Consider the following 18,490-nt stretch of genomic DNA (forward strand, 5'->3'; position numbering starts at 1 on the left):
GGTCGGCCAGCGGGGGAATCGGGAAGTCGGGGACGCAGTGGCGCAGTACGGTCAGGGTGAGCCACTCGGTGCGTCGTACCGGTTGGTCGAGCTGCTCGGGACCGGTGCCACCGGCGAGGTCTGGCGGACCGAGCACACCGCGACCGGAGAACACTTCGCCGCGAAGCTGCTCCGTGCCGAGCTCGCCGCCGACCCGCAGATCGTCGAACGCTTCGTCCGCGAACGCTCGGTACTCCTCGCCCTACAGCACCCCTCGATCGTGCGCGTCCGCGACCTCGTGGTCGAGGGCGACCGGCTCGCGATCGTCATGGACCTGGTGCCCGGCGGGTCCGCGCGCGATCTGCTCGCATCGACCGGGCCGCTGACCCCGCGGGACGCCCTGACGATCACCGCCGAGACCCTCGACGCCCTCGCCGCAGCGCACGAGCGCGACGTGACCCACCGCGACGTCAAGCCCGACAACGTCCTGCTCCAGACCCCCTGGGTCCCCGGTGCGTCCGGCGACGTCCGGGTCACCGACTTCGGCATCGCGTCGGTGGTCGCCGAGCGGGAGCGCACCACCACCGGGCTCCTCGGCACGCCGCAGTACATGGCCCCCGAGTCGATCAGTCACGGCCGCGCCGGTCCCGCTGCGGACGTCTACGGCGCCGGCGTGATGCTCTACGAGCTGCTGTCCGGCCGCACGCCCTTCGCCGGGCCCGGCACGGACTTCGCCGTCGCGTACCGGCACGTCACCTCGAACCCACCGCCGCTCGACGTGCCCGATGCGCTGTGGTCCGCGGTGTCCGCCCTGCTGAAGAAGGACCCGAACAGCCGTCCGGCAGCAGCGGACGCCGCGGCGACCCTGCGCCGCCTCGCGCGCTCCCTCGCCTCGGCCCCTGCGATGCCCGCGACGAGCGACCCGGATGCGTTCGACGAGGTCGAACGGCCCGCCACCGTGGTCCGCGGGCTCCGCCCCGATGGCGACGCCGACCGGGGCGGCACCGGGGTTCCGGAAGACGCAGCGGTGGTGGCCGGGCCGGCTCCGGAACTCGGCCCCGCCGGGTCGCAGACGGTCATCCGGCCGATGGCCCGACAGCCGCTGCCCACCGCCCCCGCTGCCGAGTCGGCACCGCCGCGTCGGTTCGCTCGTCCCGAGTGGCTGACGGACCGTGCGCTCCTGTTCGGTGGCATCGGCGTCGTGCTCGTCGCCGCGCTCGTCGTCGGCGGGGTCGTCTGGCTGCCCGGTGCGCTGCGGAAGACGCCGGGTAGCGGCACGGCGACCGCCCAGGCCGCCAACGCGTACCAGCAGGACCGCCCACTGCCCACGGGCCTCGCGACCACCCGCCGTGCCACCATCGACCCGGCGAAGGGCACCGTCGACCTGCGCGTCACGTACGCAGCGCAGGCATCGGCCCTGACCGGTCCGTTCCTCGAAGTCGTGCCGGGCTCCCGCTCGGGGGCGTCCTGCCCCGCGGTCACCTGGTCCGGCGAGGGCATCTCAGCGAAGCGCAACCAACCCTCGCTGACGGGTGTCGACACCACGTGTGCCTGGAGTCTCTCCGGCGTCGAGGTCCCCGCCGGCGGTGACGTCACGGTCGAGGCCTCGGTGCCGCTCGCCTCCGTCACGGACGGCGCGGCGCTGCAGACGTGGCTCGACGGCGTGGGCGAGGCGACCACCACTGCCCTGACCGACGACTCCGTGCGGGGGACCGCGTACCCGGTGCAGCGGTTGCAGGGCATCGAGGTCCGGACGCCCGACCGCACGGTCAGCCAGACAGCGCTGCCGGTCACGCTCGTGCCGGTGTGGCCGAGCGGCGCCGACGAGCTCAACCCGCTCTACCGCAGTCCCGCCACCGGGCGTCCGTCGCAGATGCTCGTCGACGTGGCCGGTGGGGAGTCCGGCGTGCGGTTCGCCGACGGCTGCTCGGGCGCGTTGGCGGTGTCGTCCGACGGGCTGGTCGTCACGGCGCTGTCGGTCGCGCCGTCGTGCACGGTCCGGGCGACGGTGGGGAACTTCACGAACCTCGAGAGCTCGCCCTTCGGGATCACGACGCGCGACTGAGCGCGCTCTGGTCGTGACTGCGGGTCGACCCTGCCGTCCGTGGCGGACGCGGCCAGGGGCCTCCAGGTCGACGGTCTCGGCGTCTCGGTCAGTTGCCGGCAGACGCGGTCTGCACGAGGCGGACGGCGCCGCCGGAGGACGCGTACCCGCGACCCACGGTCAGCGCCACCGGTGCGCGGCGCGGGAGCGTGACACCGAGCAGCTCGCCGTCGTAGTCGACGTCCGGCTGCAGGAGCACGCCGCACCGCGACTTGCGGACCGCTCGGGTCCAGTGGCTGTAGAGCGACCGGAGGTCCGCGGAGCGGCCCGCCGCCACGACGCAGAGCCCGGGGCGCTCGGTCGTGAGCAGTGTCGCGATGGCTTGGTCGCCGTCCTCGAAGCGTTCGGCGTCGTCGATCAACAGCAGCACCGGTCCACGCTCGAGCCGCAGCCCGGCCAACAGGGCCGGGACCTCGTCCGGGCCCACGGCGATCCGGTCGAACGAACCCGAGGCGAGCGGCGACCGGCGGTCGCAGATCGCCCAGACTGCCGGACGAACGCCCTCGGCTGTCCGCGCGAGCTCGGCGACGGCGAGGAGCACGCTCGACTTGCCGGACCGGGCCGGCCCGGCGACGAGCACGTGTTCGCCGTCGTAGACCTCGACGGACGCCGGCTGCAGGTCGTCCTCCGCGATGCCGATCGGGATCCGCCAGGGCTCACCCGCGAACACCGCTCCGGTGCCGAGCTCGTCCACGAGCACGGCATCGGGCAGCCGACCGACCGCGCTCGCCTTCCTGCTGCTGCCCGAGCGGATCTCCGCGATCCGGGCGACGGCCTCGGCGAGCGGGACGTCCGGTGTCGCGACGTGCGACTGCAGCCGCCTGGTCGAGTCGATGAAGCGGCCTGGCACCGGCGGCGGGACGTCCTTGGGGCGGACCCCGATGGACGCGTAGTCGTAGGGGTCCGCGAGGCGGAACATCCACTTCTGCGTGGTGACCTCGTCCATCGCCGACGGCACGGCCTTCGCGCGCGTCGTCGAGACCGCGAAGGAGATGCCGAGCGCGGGACCCTCGGCGTACACCCGGTAGAGCGCGTCGAGCAGCTGCTGGCCCTCGAATTCCTGGTACTCGTCGCGCAGGGCGGCGAGGCCGTCGATGAGCACCACGGCACGGCGCCCACCGGGTGCCGCACGGCGACGCTCGAGCTCGACGCGGAGGTGCCGCAGGAACCGCGTCTGCAGCTCCCCCGCACCCGCACCGGAGCCGACGTAGGCCGTCGTGTGCGGCAGCTGCGCGAGTGGAGCGAGGTCCCCCGGGCCCATGTCGAGCACCAGGAGGTCGAGCTCGTCGGGGCTCGACGACGCCGCGAGCTGCAGCGCGATCGTGGCGAGGGCGGTGCTCGTCCCGCTGCCCGGGATGCCCATGAGCATGAGGTTGCCCTCGTCGAGGTCCCAGCCGCTGGTGACCTGGCGCTGATGGTCCGGGTCGTCGGCGAGGGCGACGGTGACCGTCGTGGGCCGCGGGTCGGTGCCCGGGCCCCGGGCGGTTCCCGGGCCTGGGGCGGTGAGGGCCGCCAGTTCGACGCGGTCGCCGAGCGCCTCGGGCCAGATCGGGCGCGGCGGGGCGTACCCGGCTGCCGCGTTGGCCTGCCCGATCGCCTCGATGAGCTGGTCGAGGTCGGTGACGTCCGACGCGGTCGGAGCCGGTGCCGGCATCGGAGCGGGGACGCCGAAGACGTCGGTCGGCCGGACCGAGACCGGCTGCTCGGCACGCTCGTCACGGGCCCGGCCGGTGACCAGGGCGGTCTGCACCGGGGTGATGTCGTCCTGCCCGAGCTTCACGTAGGCGCGGCCGGTCTGCTGTCGACCGATGCCGGCTGCGGCGGGGACACCGATGACGTTCGTCGAGTCCTCGCGGCTCTGCACCCGCAGGGCGACCCGCATGTTCGTGTTCGCGAGGATGTCCTCGCTCACCACACCGGCCGGCCGCTGGGTGGCGAGGATCATGTGGACGCCGAGTGTTCGGCCGACGGCCGCGATGCTGACGAGCGACGTCAGGACGTCCGGGAAGTCCTTCGCGAGCATCGCGAACTCGTCGACGACCAGCAGCAGCCGCGGCATCGGCTCGACCGGCTTCGTCGCCAGGTAGGCATCGAGGTTGTCGATGTCGGCTCCGGCTGCGGCGAACACCCGCTGGCGTCGTTCGAGTTCGGCTTCGAGTGCCCGGATCGCACGGTCGGCGAGCTGTTCGTCGAGGTTGCTGATCGTGCCGATGGTGTGCGGGAGACGCTCACACGCTGCGAAGGCCGCACCACCCTTGAAGTCGACGAGCAGGAAGTTCAGGCGCGTCGGGTCGTTCCGCGCGGCGAGCCCGGCCACGAGGGACCGGAGGAACTCGCTCTTGCCGGAGCCGGTGGTACCGCCGACCAGGCCGTGCGGGCCGTCGCGCACCAGGTCGATCTCGAGCACACCGCTCTCCGAGGAGCCGATCGGGGTCGAGAAGCCCGTGCGAGCGTCCCACGCCGTCCGGATCCCCTCGCTCGACAACAGCTCGGGCAGGCGGACGAGCGACGGCAACGAGGCGCCGGGCACCGTGAGCTCGGGGTCGTCGAAGTGGGCGACGCTCCGGGCACTGCGCTCGGCGGTCTCGACGCTGAGGCCGGCGAGCACGACGTCCTCGACACGGGTCCGGTCTTCTGGTCGGTAGACCGTGGCGGCGGCATCGGCACCGACCGTGATGATCGACGTGCAGGCGGCGGGGAGCTGCTGCTCGTTCGTCGCGATGACGATCCCACTCACCCGGCGTGGTCGCTCCCCCGGGCGCAGGGACTGCCCGGGCACCGAGCGGCCCTGACCGAGCAGGTTGCGGGCAGGGGCATCCCGACCCTCGGTGAGCACCTCGGAATCGACCACGACGAGCAGGTTCGGCGTCGGCAGCTCGTCGAGCGACTCCCGCAGGCCGCGCAGCATCGCCGCGCTCTGGTCGCGTTGCGCCGACATCCAGCGGGCGCCGGTACTGCTCCCCGCCACACGCGCGTGCGGCAGCCAGGAGGCCCACCCCCAGTCCTCCGCGCGGCCCGCGTCGCAGAAGACGCCCACCGTCAGGTCCGCTGGACCGCAGTGCACGGTGGCCTGCGTGAGCAGGCTGCGCGCCAGGGCGAGGGCGCCCTGGCGGTCGCCGACGATCCCGACGACGCCGGCGTCGGACAGGTCGGCCACCACCGGCGCGGCCGTCAGACGGCTGTCGGCGATGGCGGCCTTCGCCTCGTCCTCGAGCTTCGCAGACGCCGCACGGTGGTCGACCTCAGGTCGCCAGGGAGCGTCTCCGGTGCCGGCGTGCAGGCTCAGGAAGTCCTCGTCGTCCGATCGACGCTGCCACAGCAGGGTGGTCGGCACTTCGGCTCGCCGCACCACGGTCGCCGGGTCGGGCACGAGCTCCTGGCGGCGAGCAGCCTCGACGGCCGCGGCTTCGGAGATCTCACCGCGGAAGGACTCCACGGCCTCGGCGAAGCGGGTTTCCTCTTCTTTGAGGTTCTTCGCGCGGCGGTGCTTCTGCTCGAACCACATGCCGATCGCCGTGACCGGAGAGAGCAGGGCGAAGAGCGCGAACCGTGCGTCGCCGAGCAGGAGCACCATCGCCCCGGCGAGCACCAGGGGCGCGGCGACGGTGATCCAGCTGAACTTCGACGCCGGTGGCACGTCCTTGCGTCCGGGGGGCACGACCATCTCGGCGTCGGAGGTCCGTCCGGCGCGCGGCGGTCGGTTGAACGGCGCCGTCGCCGCCGGGGTCAGGTTCGCCAGCGAGCCGGCCGCGGGCACGGGCACCTCGTCGAGCGCCGGCCGGACGAGCAGCACGGCCCCGCCCAGGATGACGCTCGTCGTCCCGGTGAGCAGGACGCCCTCGGCATCGATGCGTTCCCCGGCGATGACGGTGCCGTTCGTCGACCCGGCGTCACGCACCCGGACCCCGTCGTCCTCGCGCTCGATCGTGCAGTGCTCCCACGAAGCGCTCTCGGTGGGCAGCACGACGTCGGCTTGCGGAGCCCGGCCCACGACGAGCTTCCGGCTGCGCGGGACCGGTACGACGAGACCCGCGTCGAGTCCCCCGGCGAGGGTGACGCTCCACCCGTCGATCGTCTGCGGCCGCTCCTGCGGTGCGCGGCCGATGCGGGAGCCCTCGAGCAGGACGAGGTCGCGCAGCGGGGTCGCCGCACTGGTGCGGTGACCGTCGACCGCGAGGGTTGTCTCGGCGTCGAGTTCGACGCCGATCGCCGCCGCGATGAGCTCCCCCAGCGAGGACGCGCCGGACCACCCGTCGACCTCGACCGCTTCACGTCGGTCGTCGAGCTCGATCAGCAGGCGCATGCTCGCGTTCCTCTTCCGGGTCGGTGCGTGGGTGGGTCAGTCCGTGCTGGAGTCGTCGAACCAGACGAGCGACGCGGTCTGGGCGGCGTCGGTTCCGCTGCCGGTGCCGTCGCCGGACGCGGTACTGGCCGGACGGAGTCCGAGCTGCTGCGCCGACGCCGCGAGCACCGTCGCGGGCGTCCCGAGTGCCTGCTGCTGCGTGAAGTCGAGCGCCGGACCGGCGATGCCCGCATCGGCGTCGAGGCCGAGCGCAGCGAGGGCGTCGGTGACGTCCGCCGGCTCGACGCTCCGCGCCGTGCCGACGGCGCGGACCAGGGCGATGACGGCGTCGTGGCTACGCGAGTCCGCTGCGCCCGCTACCGCCGAGAACGGCTGGTCACCAGTCAGGTTCTCGGCGTCCTGATCGCCGGCGAGCACCCGGACACCGCCGAGGAAGGCGGACATCGCGCGGCCCCCGGCGTCGGAGGCGAGTGCTCGGGCGTCGTCGGTGGCGACACCCACGGTCCGGAAGGCGCCGCTCAGGCTGCCGCCGGCCTCGACGAGTGCGGCACCGAACGCCGGGCTCGTCGCATCCGGCGTCAGGACGACCGGCACCGTGACGTTCTCGGCCTGGAGCGCGGCGACGAAGGCACCCTGGCGTTCCGCGGAGCCGCTGACGACGACCGTGTCGGAGTCCGGCGTCGGGGTCTTCGCGTCGGCATCGGCGTCCGCGTCTTGCTCGTTGCTCGTCGCGCCGGTGCGCTCGGCGACGGTCGTGGCGAGCGCTGCGGTGTCCGCGGTGTCGTCACCGTCCAGGACGTGCGCGACCCGCAAGCCCACCGGAGCACCGCCGCCCAGGTCGACCAGCAGTGGAGCGTCCGCGTCGCCGAGTGCCGTGGTCATCGCCTTGCTCATCGAGTCAGCGGCCGGCGCCGTCGACCAGGAGTCCTCCTCCGCCGGTGCGTAGGGCAGGACGACCGGGATCCCCTCCGCCGCAGCTGCAGTGACGGCGCCGGACACGTGGCTGCCCGACGAGGCGACGACGATGCCCGCGACGCCGCTCTTCGCCAGGGCGTCCACCGCTGCCTTGCCCCCGGCAGCGGTCCCGCCGTCGTTCTTCGTGACGAGCGCGACGTCGGTGCCACCGAGTGCGAGCCGACGTTCCGCCACCAGCGCGCCCTGCGCCGCTTCGTTCCACTCGGATCCCTCACCGTCTCCGAGCGTGACGATGATGCCGATCTTCGTCTTCGCCGGGACGTGCGCCACCGTGATCTCCACCGGCACGGTCGCCGACACCGCTTCGGCCGGCGTGCTGCTGCCGAACGCCCGGAACGTCAGGACGGCGGCGACCACCGCGGCCACGAGGAGCACCGCGATGCCGACGAAGAGCAGCGGACGGCGGTTGCGCGGACTCGTTCCGTCAGCGCCCTCGGACGCAGTGGCTTCGGTCGTCTGGTCACTCATCGGTCGGCCCCGATCCGGAAGGTGTACAGCGTGGTCGACGTCGCGCTGGCCGGGACCTTCAGCTGGAACGCCGGCAGCGTCGTCGCCGCATCGAGCGATGCACGGAACTGCTCCTGCTGGAGCAGGATGCCGGCGACGTCCTCTGCTCGGACGTTCGCGTAGCCCGCGGCGTTCTGCGACGCCAGGGCGAGCTGGTAGTCGGCGGAGTCGGACTTCGCCGCGCTGGTGGCCATGGCGCCGAGGATGCCGGAGCCGTTGACCTTGCGGTCGCCCAGGTCGAGCATCACCCGGTTGAGGTCGCCGGTCAGCAGCGTCGAAGCGCCCTGCACGTCACGCGTCGAGGCGCTCGTGCTGGCCGCGATGCGCTCGAGGCTGGACACCGTCTGCCGGTCGACCGCGGAGGAGAGCTCCGAGCCTTCCTGCTCGAGAGTGCTCTTCTGCTCGTCGATCGTGCCCTTCGAGTCCTTCGTGACCTCGTCAGCGGTGGACCGCAGGCCCGAGATCGACTTGTCGAAGGCGTCGCGGACGGCCTGGTTGCTCTCGGACGCCGTGGTCGAGACCTTCCGGACCTGCGCGTCGATGGCCTTCTTGAAGGTCTCCGACGACTGGTCGGAAGCGTCCTTGAAGGTCTTCTCGACCTCGGCCGCGAGGTCGATCTGCGTTTGGCGGACCGTCCCGAGCTGCGTCGCGACGACCGCCTGCGAACGGTCGGCGTCCGCGACTGCTGCGCGAAGGCGTTCGATCGTGGAACCCACGTCGTCGCTCCCACCACGGACGGCGTCACGGACAGCGCGGATGCTGTTGTCGAGCGCGTCCAGATCGGTCCGCAGGCCGGCGATCGCGCTGCCGATGGTGCCCTCGGTCGTCGCGTCGGCGCTGGTCGAGTCGACGACGTCCTGCCAGCGCGCCGTCTGGTCGTCCAGTCGTTCGTCCATCGGGTCGGTGAACCCGAGACCGGGCTGGAGCACGGTTCCTTCCGGCGCACCGGCGCAGGGCTCGGCCGTCAGGTAGCCGCGGAGGCGATCAGCGTCGGCCTGGTCGAGCTGTCCGAGCGTCGCGAGGGTGCAGAGTTGGTCCGCGACCGCCGAGTTCTGACGCTGCATCGACAGCGGGAACCCTGCGCCGTCGACCAGGTCACGTGCCGCCTCGGCACGGTCGTGCGTTGTCTGCACGGCCGTCGCCAGTGCGTCGAGCCGCGTGCCGATCTGGTCCGCACTCGTCGACAGTGCGCGGAGGGCGTCCCCGGTGCCACCGTCCCCGCCGTTCTCGTATTCGTCGAGTGTGGTCGAGATGGTCGTGAGCTGTTCGTCCAGGTCGGCGACGCTCGCGATGGCGTCGTCGACCGTCTCCGGCTGCAACCGCGCGGCGAGCGCCTGTCCGGTGCTCACCAGTCCGATCAGCGAGCCGTTGATCGCGGTGGACGACTCGTAGAGCGTGCAGGTCAGCGAGTCTCGCGCGTCCGTCGCGGCGCAGGTCGTCGCGTCCGGGGCCGTCGGGCCGACGGCAGCGGAGAGCTGCGCACTGACCTGCTGCTTGCACCCCTCGCTCGCGTCGGCGTAGCCCTTGAGCTGGGACGAGACGCGGAGCAGGTTGCCGTAGACGCTGCCGCCCGCGGTCGAGGTCTTCGGCGTCGCCGCGCACCCGTTGCCGTCGAGCACCGGGGCCGGGGCCGTCGCCGAGGTGTCGCCGAGCAGGCTGTCGAGACTCGTCGTGGTCTGCTGGAGCTGCTGCAGCACGGTGGACTGCGTCGCCTTGACGGTCGTGCCGAGGTCGCCGTTCAGGGAGCCGAGCTCGCCGGACAGGGACCGCATGGTGCCCGCCAGGGACGAGCTGCTCTCCTTGAGCCGCTCGGCCGTGCTGACGCCGAGGGTCTTCGACGTGGTCTCGAGGTTGGACCGGACCTCGGTGATCGTGCCGCCCGCTCGTGCGAGCACCTCGTTCACCTGCGAGATGAGGTCGATGGTGCGGCGCTGGAGCGCGAGTTCGGAGTCGCTGTCGGACCCGAACGCCGCGTTCACCACGCCGGTCGAGGACAGGTCCGTGGACAGCCCGGGCTGCGCGGCGACGTCGAACGTCGGCGCCGTGAAGTCCTTGACGTCGGCGACGAGGTGCAGCGTGCTGCTCGCGCCGGATGTCGGCGGTGCCAGCAGGCGACCCCACTGGACGACCGCGTCCCCGTCCTCGTTGGTGCTGACGACGCCGTCGGTGGACGAACCGGAGTCAGCGGCATCGGTGACGATGCGGTCGGCCGCGGTGCCGGTGAGGACGGTCGAGGCCGCGACGCTGAACGGTGCACCCACGAGCGCCGGAGTCGAGCGAGAGGTCCCGGCGACGTCGTAGGTCAGGTTCTTCGACGTGACCGTGAGGTTCTCGATCGTCAGGTCGATCGCGATCCGGCCCGAGTACCCGTCGAGGTCGGCGAGGTCGGTACCGGTCTCCTTCGACGTCGAGTACTGCGTCGTGATGCGGAGCGGGAGGTCACCAGCCGCCTTCGCGGGGTCGTGGTCGGTCGTCGCTGACGAGGAGTCCTTGCCCGCGACCGAGATCGCGGTGTCGGAGATCGACGTGATCGAGCCGTCCGCGGCCAGACGCGTGTCGACCGTCTGCAGGATCCGTGACGGGTCAGCCACCGGCTTGTCGTCGGACGTGCACCCGGCGAGCACCAGCGCGGCGATGCCGGTGACGGCGACCGCCCCCACGAGCCGGCGAGTGGTGCTTCGTGCTCCGGTGTTCCCGGCACGCTGGTTGATCACGGTCTTCCCCCCAAGAGAATCGTCGAGCACATCGATGTTAGTTGCTCGATGGCGTCGGGTTCGCGTCGATCGGCCGCCCTGGCCGCCCCCGTTCGGGCCACACGCCCCGACTGGAATACAACGTATCGCATCCAGCGAGTTGCGCCTTCGCCGTCCACAACCGCGCTGATACTCTGCACGCATGATCCAGGGGGACCAGGGCTTCGGGCCCATCGAACGACGACGTCCGCACGCACGAACGGGGGCAGATCGGTGACACTCAACCTCTCGCCGGTCCTCATCGCGCTGCTCGCGATGATCGCGATCCCGGCCGCCGTCAGTGCGCTCGTCCGCCGCAGCGATCGCAAGCGACCACCGTCCACCGTCGTCGGCGACGAGGCCTACGGCGTGCTCTTCACCGTCCGCGCACGCCGGTGGAGCTACCTGCTGCTCCGCATCATCGGGATCGTGTTCATCGTCGTGGGAGGGTTCTTCTTCCTCGCCACGCTCACGCTGCTCGACGACCCCGACGCGATCGGGATGCTCATTGCCGGCGTCGGCATGGTGCTGTTCGGGCTCCTGTTCCTCTACCTCGGCGTCGGGCAGAAACGCCGTCGCGTCGAGGCGTACGACTCGCAGCTGGTGGTCACCCCGATGTTCCGCGCCCCGCGGACCGTCGACCCGGCGGCGATCAAGCACATCCGACCCACCACGAACCGCTTCGGTGGGCTCGACATCAAGGTGCACGGCCAACGGGGTGTGATCAGCGTCCTGTCGATCGATGCCGCCTACCAGGAACTGTGCGCATGGCTCGAGCAGCGTGCGCCGGCGCAGTGGAACGAATTCGTCCGGGTCTTCGGGCACTGACGAGCGCCTCAGCCGCCCTCAGGCCAGCTCGAAGCTGTTGACGTAGACGGCTTGTCGAATCGTGTTGAGGAAGCTCCGCATGGCGAAGGAGGCCGCGCCGACGTCGAACTCATAGCGCTCGCCCGGGACGATGCTCTCGGCGAGGTCGTCCTCGTTGTCGCGGGTGACGCCCCGCTGCAGAACGAGTGTTCCGCAGTCCGAAGTCTCGAACACGATCTGCGCCATCGACGAACCGATCCCCTTCAGAGAGTGGGACGATCCGGCGCTGCTGTGGGCAGAAGTGACGGTACAGACTGCATGCACCCGGTGTCCTGCGTCGTACACCTTCAACGTGATCGGCCCGACGAAGAAGCCCAGCAGGGGCACGAGGACAACGACAGCGAGGACGATCGATGCCGCAACCCTGTCCCGCCGCACGCGCCTTCTCCGCGCGACTCGTTCAGCGCCGGTGTCAGTCAACCGTGACTCCGACGCCCGTCGTGCCGACAATCTGGCCAGCCGGCAGGCAGTCCACCCTCCCAGGATGGCCTGCGAGATCAGGTCTGAGGCGGGTCAGTCCGCCCGCGCCGTCGTCGGCTTCAAGGGGACGGCCGTCGGCGCCGAGGGTGATGGAGCCGTCGCCGTTGGACGTCGATCTGACTGGTTTCATCGGGGCCTGCGAGGGCCTTCCTGCTCGCGGGCGGCCCGCCCAGCAGCACACGTCAGTAGCATTTCGGCATGTTCGAAAAACGTGCCTCCAAGGCGGGAGCGATCCAGATGCCGTCACCGTCGACGTGGGATTCCGGCGGTCTTCGGATCACAGCTTCCGCCGAACCCCGCGGCTTGACCCGTCGCCTCCAGCTCATCGTGACAATGGAGTTTGCGAGCGTCGTCGCCGTCTTTCGTGGCGAAGAGCTCTCGAGCCTTGTCAACCGTCGGGTGCAACAGATCGAGTCTGATTCGACTCCGACCGCATTCCTGTTCTTCGGCGGAGAACAGGTCACGGGAGCACCCATCGATGCGGCGCGACAGAACGTGCCGGGCGACGCAATCGCTCTCGTCATCACGCCGAACGTCGAGGCCGTCGCGCACACGCTCACGGCGGTCGAAGTCGAGCGACTGCATTCTTGGCTACGAGAATGTGCGCGCTGACCCATTGCCCCGTCGACTCCGCAACGGACACCGCTTGTCTGCACCAAGCAGCTCACACAGGATTGGTCAGCGCTCGATCCTCGGTTGCGCAGTTCCCCGGAGCCGTACGCTCACGCGATCGCCGACCGCTGCGCCACTGATCAGACCGGCAAAGGCGGTGAGCAGCCACAACCATTGAAGACCCGCAATCGGCCGAGCAGCGCCGACGAGGCCGATGAAGACCAAGACCACAACCACCATCAGCGCGGCCAGTACCACCGGGCGACGATCGTTCAGCTTCGACCAGCATCCGACGGCGCTCCCGTAGCCGAGTGCAACGGCACCGACAATGATCGCCGCGGGGACGTTGATGTCCTGGGGACCACTCCGCAAGCGCCACCAGGCGATTACCAGGCAAGCGATGGCTGCAACAGCATCGACGAACCAAGGTCGCATTCGACGGCTTGATCGACTCGTCATCCGAAAAGACCTCCCACGACCGAACCGCCGACGGCCGATCCCCACAAGGTGCTCGTGTTCTTCTGCAAGAAGTTGAACGCGCCGGAGGGGGTTCGCGGGTGGAAGTAGGGCATCTGCGCAAGGGTATCCACTCCGTGCTGACCCGGGAGGATCCTCCCGCTGACGTACGTGCCCGCCATACCCGTGGCTCCGTTCTGCGCCACAGTGCCGAGATCCACTCCGTCCCCGCTGATCACCTGACTGACTGCCGTCCCGGCCGCCGTTGATGCGCCGCTCAGCACCAAGGACGTCCCCTGAGCGAGCGCTCCGGACGCTGAGTACCCGATTTCCTTAGCGATCGTGCCCCCGGCCGGACCAGCCATTCCTCCGGCAGCACCGGACACCCCACCGCCGACGACGTCCCCCGCAAACTCCCACCCGTTGCGGATCTGCCAGCCGTTCTTCTGAAGGTTGGTCACACCACCACTCACAGCACCGACCCCTCCGTTGACACCCATGTTGACCGCGACGGCTCGCGCCGCTTGGCCTGCAGGTGCGCCTGCCATGGCAGCCTTGCCGAACATCATTGCTCCGCCACCGGCTGCACCGAGCACGCCGCCCACAGCAGTGTCGACTCCGACTCTGCCCCAATCTACTTTTCCGGTCTGTGCTTTCTGCGACGCCACCGAGACGCCCCCGCTGAGCAACGCCCCAGACGCAGCCATGAGCGCGATTCCAGCAGGGCCGCCGACCCCGGTGAACATGAGCGCGACACCCAGTCCAATCGCAGCACCTGCGGCGACGTACTCCCAGTTGTCGTTCCACCAGCTCCCGGCAGCCGCGATCGCCCCCTGGTGCGCATCCCGGTACGCCTGCAGGTCCTTGTCCGTCGCCGGCCGCAACCCGAGCGGGTCGACGGCCTGCAACGGGTCGTTGCCGGCGTACGAGTAGGGGTTCCCCGACCACGCCGCACCCAGGATCGGCGCGAGCGGATCGACCGACAGGAAGCCCCGCGCCGCCGGGTCGTACACACGGGCGCCGAGCCACTCCAGCCCCGCGACGGACACCCCACCGGAACCGGTCAGTGCCACCCCCGCGGGCAGTCCGACGTCGGTGACGGCAGCGAGCGCCGCCCAAGGGTCGGCAGCGTCGGTTGCGCGAGCACTGCGCCACGCGGGCTGCGCGACGACATCGCCGATCGCGGTGACACCCCCCGGCAGGTCGAGCAACGACGTGTCGGCGATGCTGATGAGTGACGGGACGACCGCGGCGGAGTCCCACCACGCGGCGACCCCGCCGACCTCGGCGAGCTCACCGAGGGCATCGACCCAGACGTCGAGCCGGCCGGTCTCAGCGTACGAGGCGTCGCGGTCGACGACGGCAGCGAGGTACCCGAGGTCCGACCACGCGTACTCGGTGGTGGACCCGTCAGCGGCGGTCCGGCGGATGCGTCGGCCGAGACCGTCGTGGACGTACTCGGTCCGGCCATCCTCGGTGATCGTCGCGATGATCTGTCCGGCGGCGTCGTACTCGTGGCGCGTCTCGACACCGCCGACGGTCTCGGCGACGAGTCGCCCACGGTCGTCGTAGGTCCACGTCGAGTCCCCGGCGCGGACGAGCTGGCCGGCAGGGTCGTACTCGTACGACACCACTCCGGACGGCCCGTCGATCGCGGTGATCCGCGCGTCGGCATCGCGCTCGATGCGCGTGGTGGTGGCACCGTCGAGCGTCGTCGAGGTGTGCGCGACGAGGGCACCACCCTCGTACGACCACGATTGCACCAGGTCGCCCGTGGCCGCCTGGACGATCCGACCCGAGGCGTCGTACGAGAACGTGCCGGCAGGGGCGCCGTCCCGTTCCACCCCGACGACGCGGCCGACGGCATCGCGACGGTAGGTGGTGCGGGTGCCGTTCGGGTCGACCCGAGCCGTGCGGTTGCCGTCGGCGTCGTACTCCCACGCGACGGACTGGTCGCCTCGGGCACGGCGGACGAGCAGGCCACGGCGGTCGTGCTGGAGCTCGTGCTCGATCGTCCGACCGGCACCACGGGTGTGGTCCGTCACGACGACCGTGCGGTGGACGGCGTCGCGGGAGATCTCCGACTGCACCGCACCGTCGACGAGCACGGCCCGCTGTCGGCCAGCCGCGTCGTGGGTCCACTCCGTCGTGCGGCCGTCGGGATCCGTCTGGCGGATCTGGCGCCCGGCCGGGTCGTAGGCCGCGGTGGTGGTGCGGTCGAGCGGGTCCGTGACGGCGACCACACGGTCGGCGGCGTCGTACTCGCGTCGAGTGGTCCCGCCGGCAGGATCGGTGATCGTCACAAGGCGCCCGCGCTCGTCGTACTCGAACGAGGTGACTCCGTCGAGACCGTTGACGACCTGGATCAGCTGCCCCGCGGGGTCGTAGCGGAACCGACGACGGCCGAAGCGTGCGTCGTGGCTGGAGACGAGCCTCCCGGCTTGGTCGTAGCGGAACCGCGCGGTGCCGGAACCCGGAGTCGTCTGCGTGACCACGCGTCCGACGGCGTCGTACGTGACCTCCTCGACCTCGCCGGTGGGCAGGGTCCGGGCCACGACGCGGGAGTCCGCGTCGTAGGCGAGCGTCGTCCGCGCCCCGGCGGCATCGGTCGCCGCGGCGGGACGACCGCAGGCGTCGTACTCGTACGTGGAGCGCGCCCCCGAGGGAGCGATCAACGCGACGACACGACCGGCGATGTCACGTTCGAGTCGGGTCAGTCCGCCTTCGCCGTCGACGAGTTCGACGGGTCGACCGGCGGCGTCGTAGGTGATGAGTTCGGAACCGGTCTCGTCAGACGTGGACTCGACGGGTCGGCCGTACTCGTCGAACCGGACGGTCGCGGTGTCGAAGGCGTCGCGCAGGGTCGCGACGCCCGTCGCGACGTCGTCCGAGAACTCCTGGCGGACGCCCGTCGGGTCGACGGTCGCCGTCAGCTCGCCGACGACGTCGTACTCACGACGCCAGGTCGCGCCCGCGGGGTCGGTGACGGACTGGAGGCGCGACAACGCGTCGTGCGCGAACGTCCAGACCGCGTCGCCCGGCAATGCGAGCTCCGCCAGGTTCCCCTGGTCGTCGAACGTCCGCGAGACACGCCGACCCAGCGGGTCGGTGGTCGTCGCGAGCTCGCCGTTCGGGGCGTAGTCGAACGTGGTCCGAGCGCCGAGCGGGTCCACGACTGCTGCGATGCGGGAGCCGGCGCCGTACTCGAAGCGCCAGACGGCTCCGTCGGCGTCACGTCGTTCGACGAGGAGCCCCGCTGCGTCGTAGCGGTACTCGCTCCGTGCGCCGGAGGGGCTGACCGCGGCGACCGGGCGACCGACCGGATCGCGCTCGATCCGCGCGGTGTCGCCGACGGCGTTCGTGGTCGCGACGAGCTCGCCGAACGCGTCGTGGTCGAAGGTCAGGACCACGCCGGTCGGGTCGACGACGTGGGTGAGGGCGCCGTCTTCCCAGGTCAGCTCCGTCCGGCCGCCGATCGGGTCGCTGATGACCGACGGGTCGCGGTCGTCGCCCAGGTACTCGTACGCGACGACGGCGCCGGCCTCGGTGACGACGGTCGTGACGCGGTCCTGGTCGTCGTACCCGTAGGTCAGGTCGCCGCCGGACGGCGTGACGGTGCGAGTCTTCCGGCCGCGGTCGTCGTACGCGTGGACGGTCACCGACCCGTCGCGCTCGGTCGCCGACACCAGGTTGCCGTGCCGGTCGTAGCTCATCGACTGGCGGCGGTCGTCGGAGTCGATGACCCCGACGAGACGCCCCTTGGCGTCGGCGATGTAGGAGTTCGACCGCGAGCCGTCGTGGTCGGACACCACTGTGACCCGGCCGGGCAGGTACGCGAACCGCACTGTTCGGCCGTGCGGACTGACCTGCTCGACGACGCGGCGCTGGTCGTCGTAGGTGTTGTCGACCTCGACGACACCGGCCGCGCTGGTGACCGTGGTGATCAGGTCGTCGTCGTTCCAGCCGTAGGTCCGGGTACCGACGGCATCGGTCGCCGTGACGAGGCGGCCCCGGTCGTCGTACCCGTACTCGACCCGGCGGCCGTCGGACGCGCGGAGCACCGCGACCCGGCCGTCGACGTGGTCGACGTCGATCGAGCGTCCGCGCTCGTGCACCAGACGCACGACGACGTCGTCACTGTCCCGTTCGACGCGGACCGCAGTACCGGCGCCGCCCCGCTGCCCGAGCCACTGCCCGGACGGCGAGAACTCGATGCGCCCGCCCTGGTTGTCGCGGACGACGAGCCGGTCGCCCTCGGCCGCGAGCCAGCGGTTCTCGCCGACTCCGCGCGCCCAGCCCTCGCCGTCGCGCGGGAACCGGACCTGACGGCCGTCGGCCCCGACGAAGGATGCGCCCTCGTCGTCGAGGAGCAGGCGGGTCTCGAGGATCGACGCCCACCCCGGACCGAAGAGCCCGACGTGCTGGTCGAGGGAGTTGTACATGCGGGTGACCTGCAGCGCTGCAGATGCACCGGTGAACCCGAGGTCGAGCTCCGGTTCGAGGAAGTTGCCCGTCGTGGTGTTGACCGGGTCCATCGAGTAGCCGGTCGTCGGCTGGGCCCCGTAGGCCGACGGCGGATCGAACTGCAGGTCGGTGCGGGACTGCGAGACCCCCGCGGCGGCCAGGGCTGCGGCGAGCGCGGCGTCTGAGACCGTGGAGACGGCGCCTTCACCGCCGGCAGCAGCGAACGCGTCGGCGATGGTGTTCGCCCAGGTGACGTCCTGGCCGTTGGCGGCGAGCCACTTGTCGAACGCCGACACGAGCCCGTCGGCGTTGATCGTGCCCCACGAGCACTTCGTCGCGAAGTCGTCGAGCTTGCCGCGGAGCCCCGCGGGCTTGCCGGCGAGGTCGCTGTTGAGCGACGTCGATCCGGTGGCGAAGGAACGGAGGTCCTCCGGTTTCGCCGACGACGTCCCGCCACCACCGCCACCACCGGCGCCGGGGTTGGGCGTCTGACGCGTCGTCGACTTTGCGCTGGCAGGCGCGAAGGTCGGAGCATCCTCGTGCTTGACCTCGGGCGGGTTGTCGTTACCGCTGGCCCAGTCGACGGCGACCTCGATGAAGTTGCGGTTCTCGTGGTGTTCGTACCAGTCGCTCGCCGTCTTGCGGCGAGCGTTCTCGCTCTTGGCGGCTTCCTTCATCTGGTCGACCCAGCCCGCAACCGTGCGCAGGTTCGTGGCGATGTCCTCGGCGTCGCTCTTCGCGGTGCCGGCGTTCTGCGCGAAGAGCTCGGAGAAGTGCCCGCGGAACTCCTGCGACGCGGTGGTGACGTAGGACTGCCGCGAGCCGGCCTGCCCCTCGATCGACTCGGCTGCGCTGTTCAGCGCCGTGCGGAGTGCGTCGGCCGTGCCGTTGTCGAACTTGACCGGATCGTTGCCGTGCAGGTCAGCCATGGTTCATCCCCCGAAGTCGTACTGGTCGTGCTGGTCACGCGGCCCCACCGACCGCGAACGCCCGGACCGCCGCGAGCGCGAC

9 protein-coding genes are annotated in these 18,490 nt (G+C 71.1%); 3 read left to right on the forward strand and 6 right to left on the reverse strand.

Annotated elements, in window-relative coordinates; all coding sequences use genetic code 11:
* The first annotated feature begins 37 nt into the window (after positions 1 to 37).
* Positions 38 to 2,044 carry a serine/threonine-protein kinase gene (locus EDF40_RS16510; protein ID WP_123340907.1) on the forward strand — a complete coding sequence of 669 codons (2,007 nt, stop codon included), beginning with the start codon at positions 38 to 40 and terminating at the stop codon, positions 2,042 to 2,044.
* Positions 2,045 to 2,132: 88 nt separating this feature from the next.
* Here EDF40_RS16510 and EDF40_RS16515 read toward each other — a convergent pair whose 3' ends face one another.
* The 3 genes from EDF40_RS16515 to EDF40_RS16525 are packed head-to-tail and all read right to left on the reverse strand — an operon-like array spanning position 2,133 to position 10,582.
* A complete protein-coding gene (locus EDF40_RS16515) occupies positions 2,133 to 6,386 on the reverse strand; it encodes an FtsK/SpoIIIE domain-containing protein (RefSeq protein ID WP_123340908.1) in 4,254 nt (1,417 codons plus the stop codon).
* 36 nt (positions 6,387 to 6,422) lie between these two features.
* Positions 6,423 to 7,829: a hypothetical protein gene (locus EDF40_RS16520; RefSeq protein ID WP_123340909.1), complete on the reverse strand. Its 1,407-nt coding sequence runs from the start codon at positions 7,827 to 7,829 to the stop codon at positions 6,423 to 6,425.
* Positions 7,826 to 10,582: a hypothetical protein gene (locus tag EDF40_RS16525; RefSeq protein ID WP_123340910.1), complete on the reverse strand. Its 2,757-nt coding sequence runs from the start codon at positions 10,580 to 10,582 to the stop codon at positions 7,826 to 7,828. Before EDF40_RS16525 ends, EDF40_RS16520 begins: the two co-directional genes overlap by 4 nt.
* 252 nt (positions 10,583 to 10,834) lie before the next feature.
* Here EDF40_RS16525 and EDF40_RS16530 point away from each other — a divergent pair, with 252 nt between their 5' ends.
* Positions 10,835 to 11,428, forward strand: a complete 594-nt coding sequence (locus tag EDF40_RS16530; RefSeq protein WP_123340911.1) for a hypothetical protein — start codon at positions 10,835 to 10,837, stop codon at positions 11,426 to 11,428.
* Between the two features lie 18 nt (positions 11,429 to 11,446).
* Here the strand turns inward: EDF40_RS16530 and EDF40_RS16535 are convergent, their stop codons facing one another.
* The gene (locus EDF40_RS16535; protein ID WP_148053890.1) at positions 11,447 to 11,887 is read right to left on the reverse strand and encodes a hypothetical protein; all 441 of its coding nucleotides are present in this window, start codon (positions 11,885 to 11,887) and stop codon (positions 11,447 to 11,449) included.
* 258 nt (positions 11,888 to 12,145) lie between these two features.
* Here EDF40_RS16535 and EDF40_RS16540 point away from each other — a divergent pair, with 258 nt between their 5' ends.
* Positions 12,146 to 12,559 carry a hypothetical protein gene (locus tag EDF40_RS16540; protein ID WP_123340913.1) on the forward strand — a complete coding sequence of 138 codons (414 nt, stop codon included), beginning with the start codon at positions 12,146 to 12,148 and terminating at the stop codon, positions 12,557 to 12,559.
* A 66-nt stretch (positions 12,560 to 12,625) separates the two neighbouring features.
* On the opposite strand, the gene EDF40_RS18965 is transcribed toward EDF40_RS16540, so the two are convergent.
* The gene (locus EDF40_RS18965; protein ID WP_148053891.1) at positions 12,626 to 12,994 is read right to left on the reverse strand and encodes a hypothetical protein; all 369 of its coding nucleotides are present in this window, start codon (positions 12,992 to 12,994) and stop codon (positions 12,626 to 12,628) included.
* A gap of 20 nt (positions 12,995 to 13,014) precedes the next feature.
* Positions 13,015 to 18,408: a DUF6531 domain-containing protein gene (locus EDF40_RS16550; protein WP_123340915.1), complete on the reverse strand. Its 5,394-nt coding sequence runs from the start codon at positions 18,406 to 18,408 to the stop codon at positions 13,015 to 13,017.
* Positions 18,409 to 18,490 lie beyond the last annotated feature (82 nt).

It is taken from the genome of Curtobacterium sp. PhB170 (genome assembly GCF_003752345.1).
Taxonomy (GTDB): domain Bacteria; phylum Actinomycetota; class Actinomycetes; order Actinomycetales; family Microbacteriaceae; genus Curtobacterium.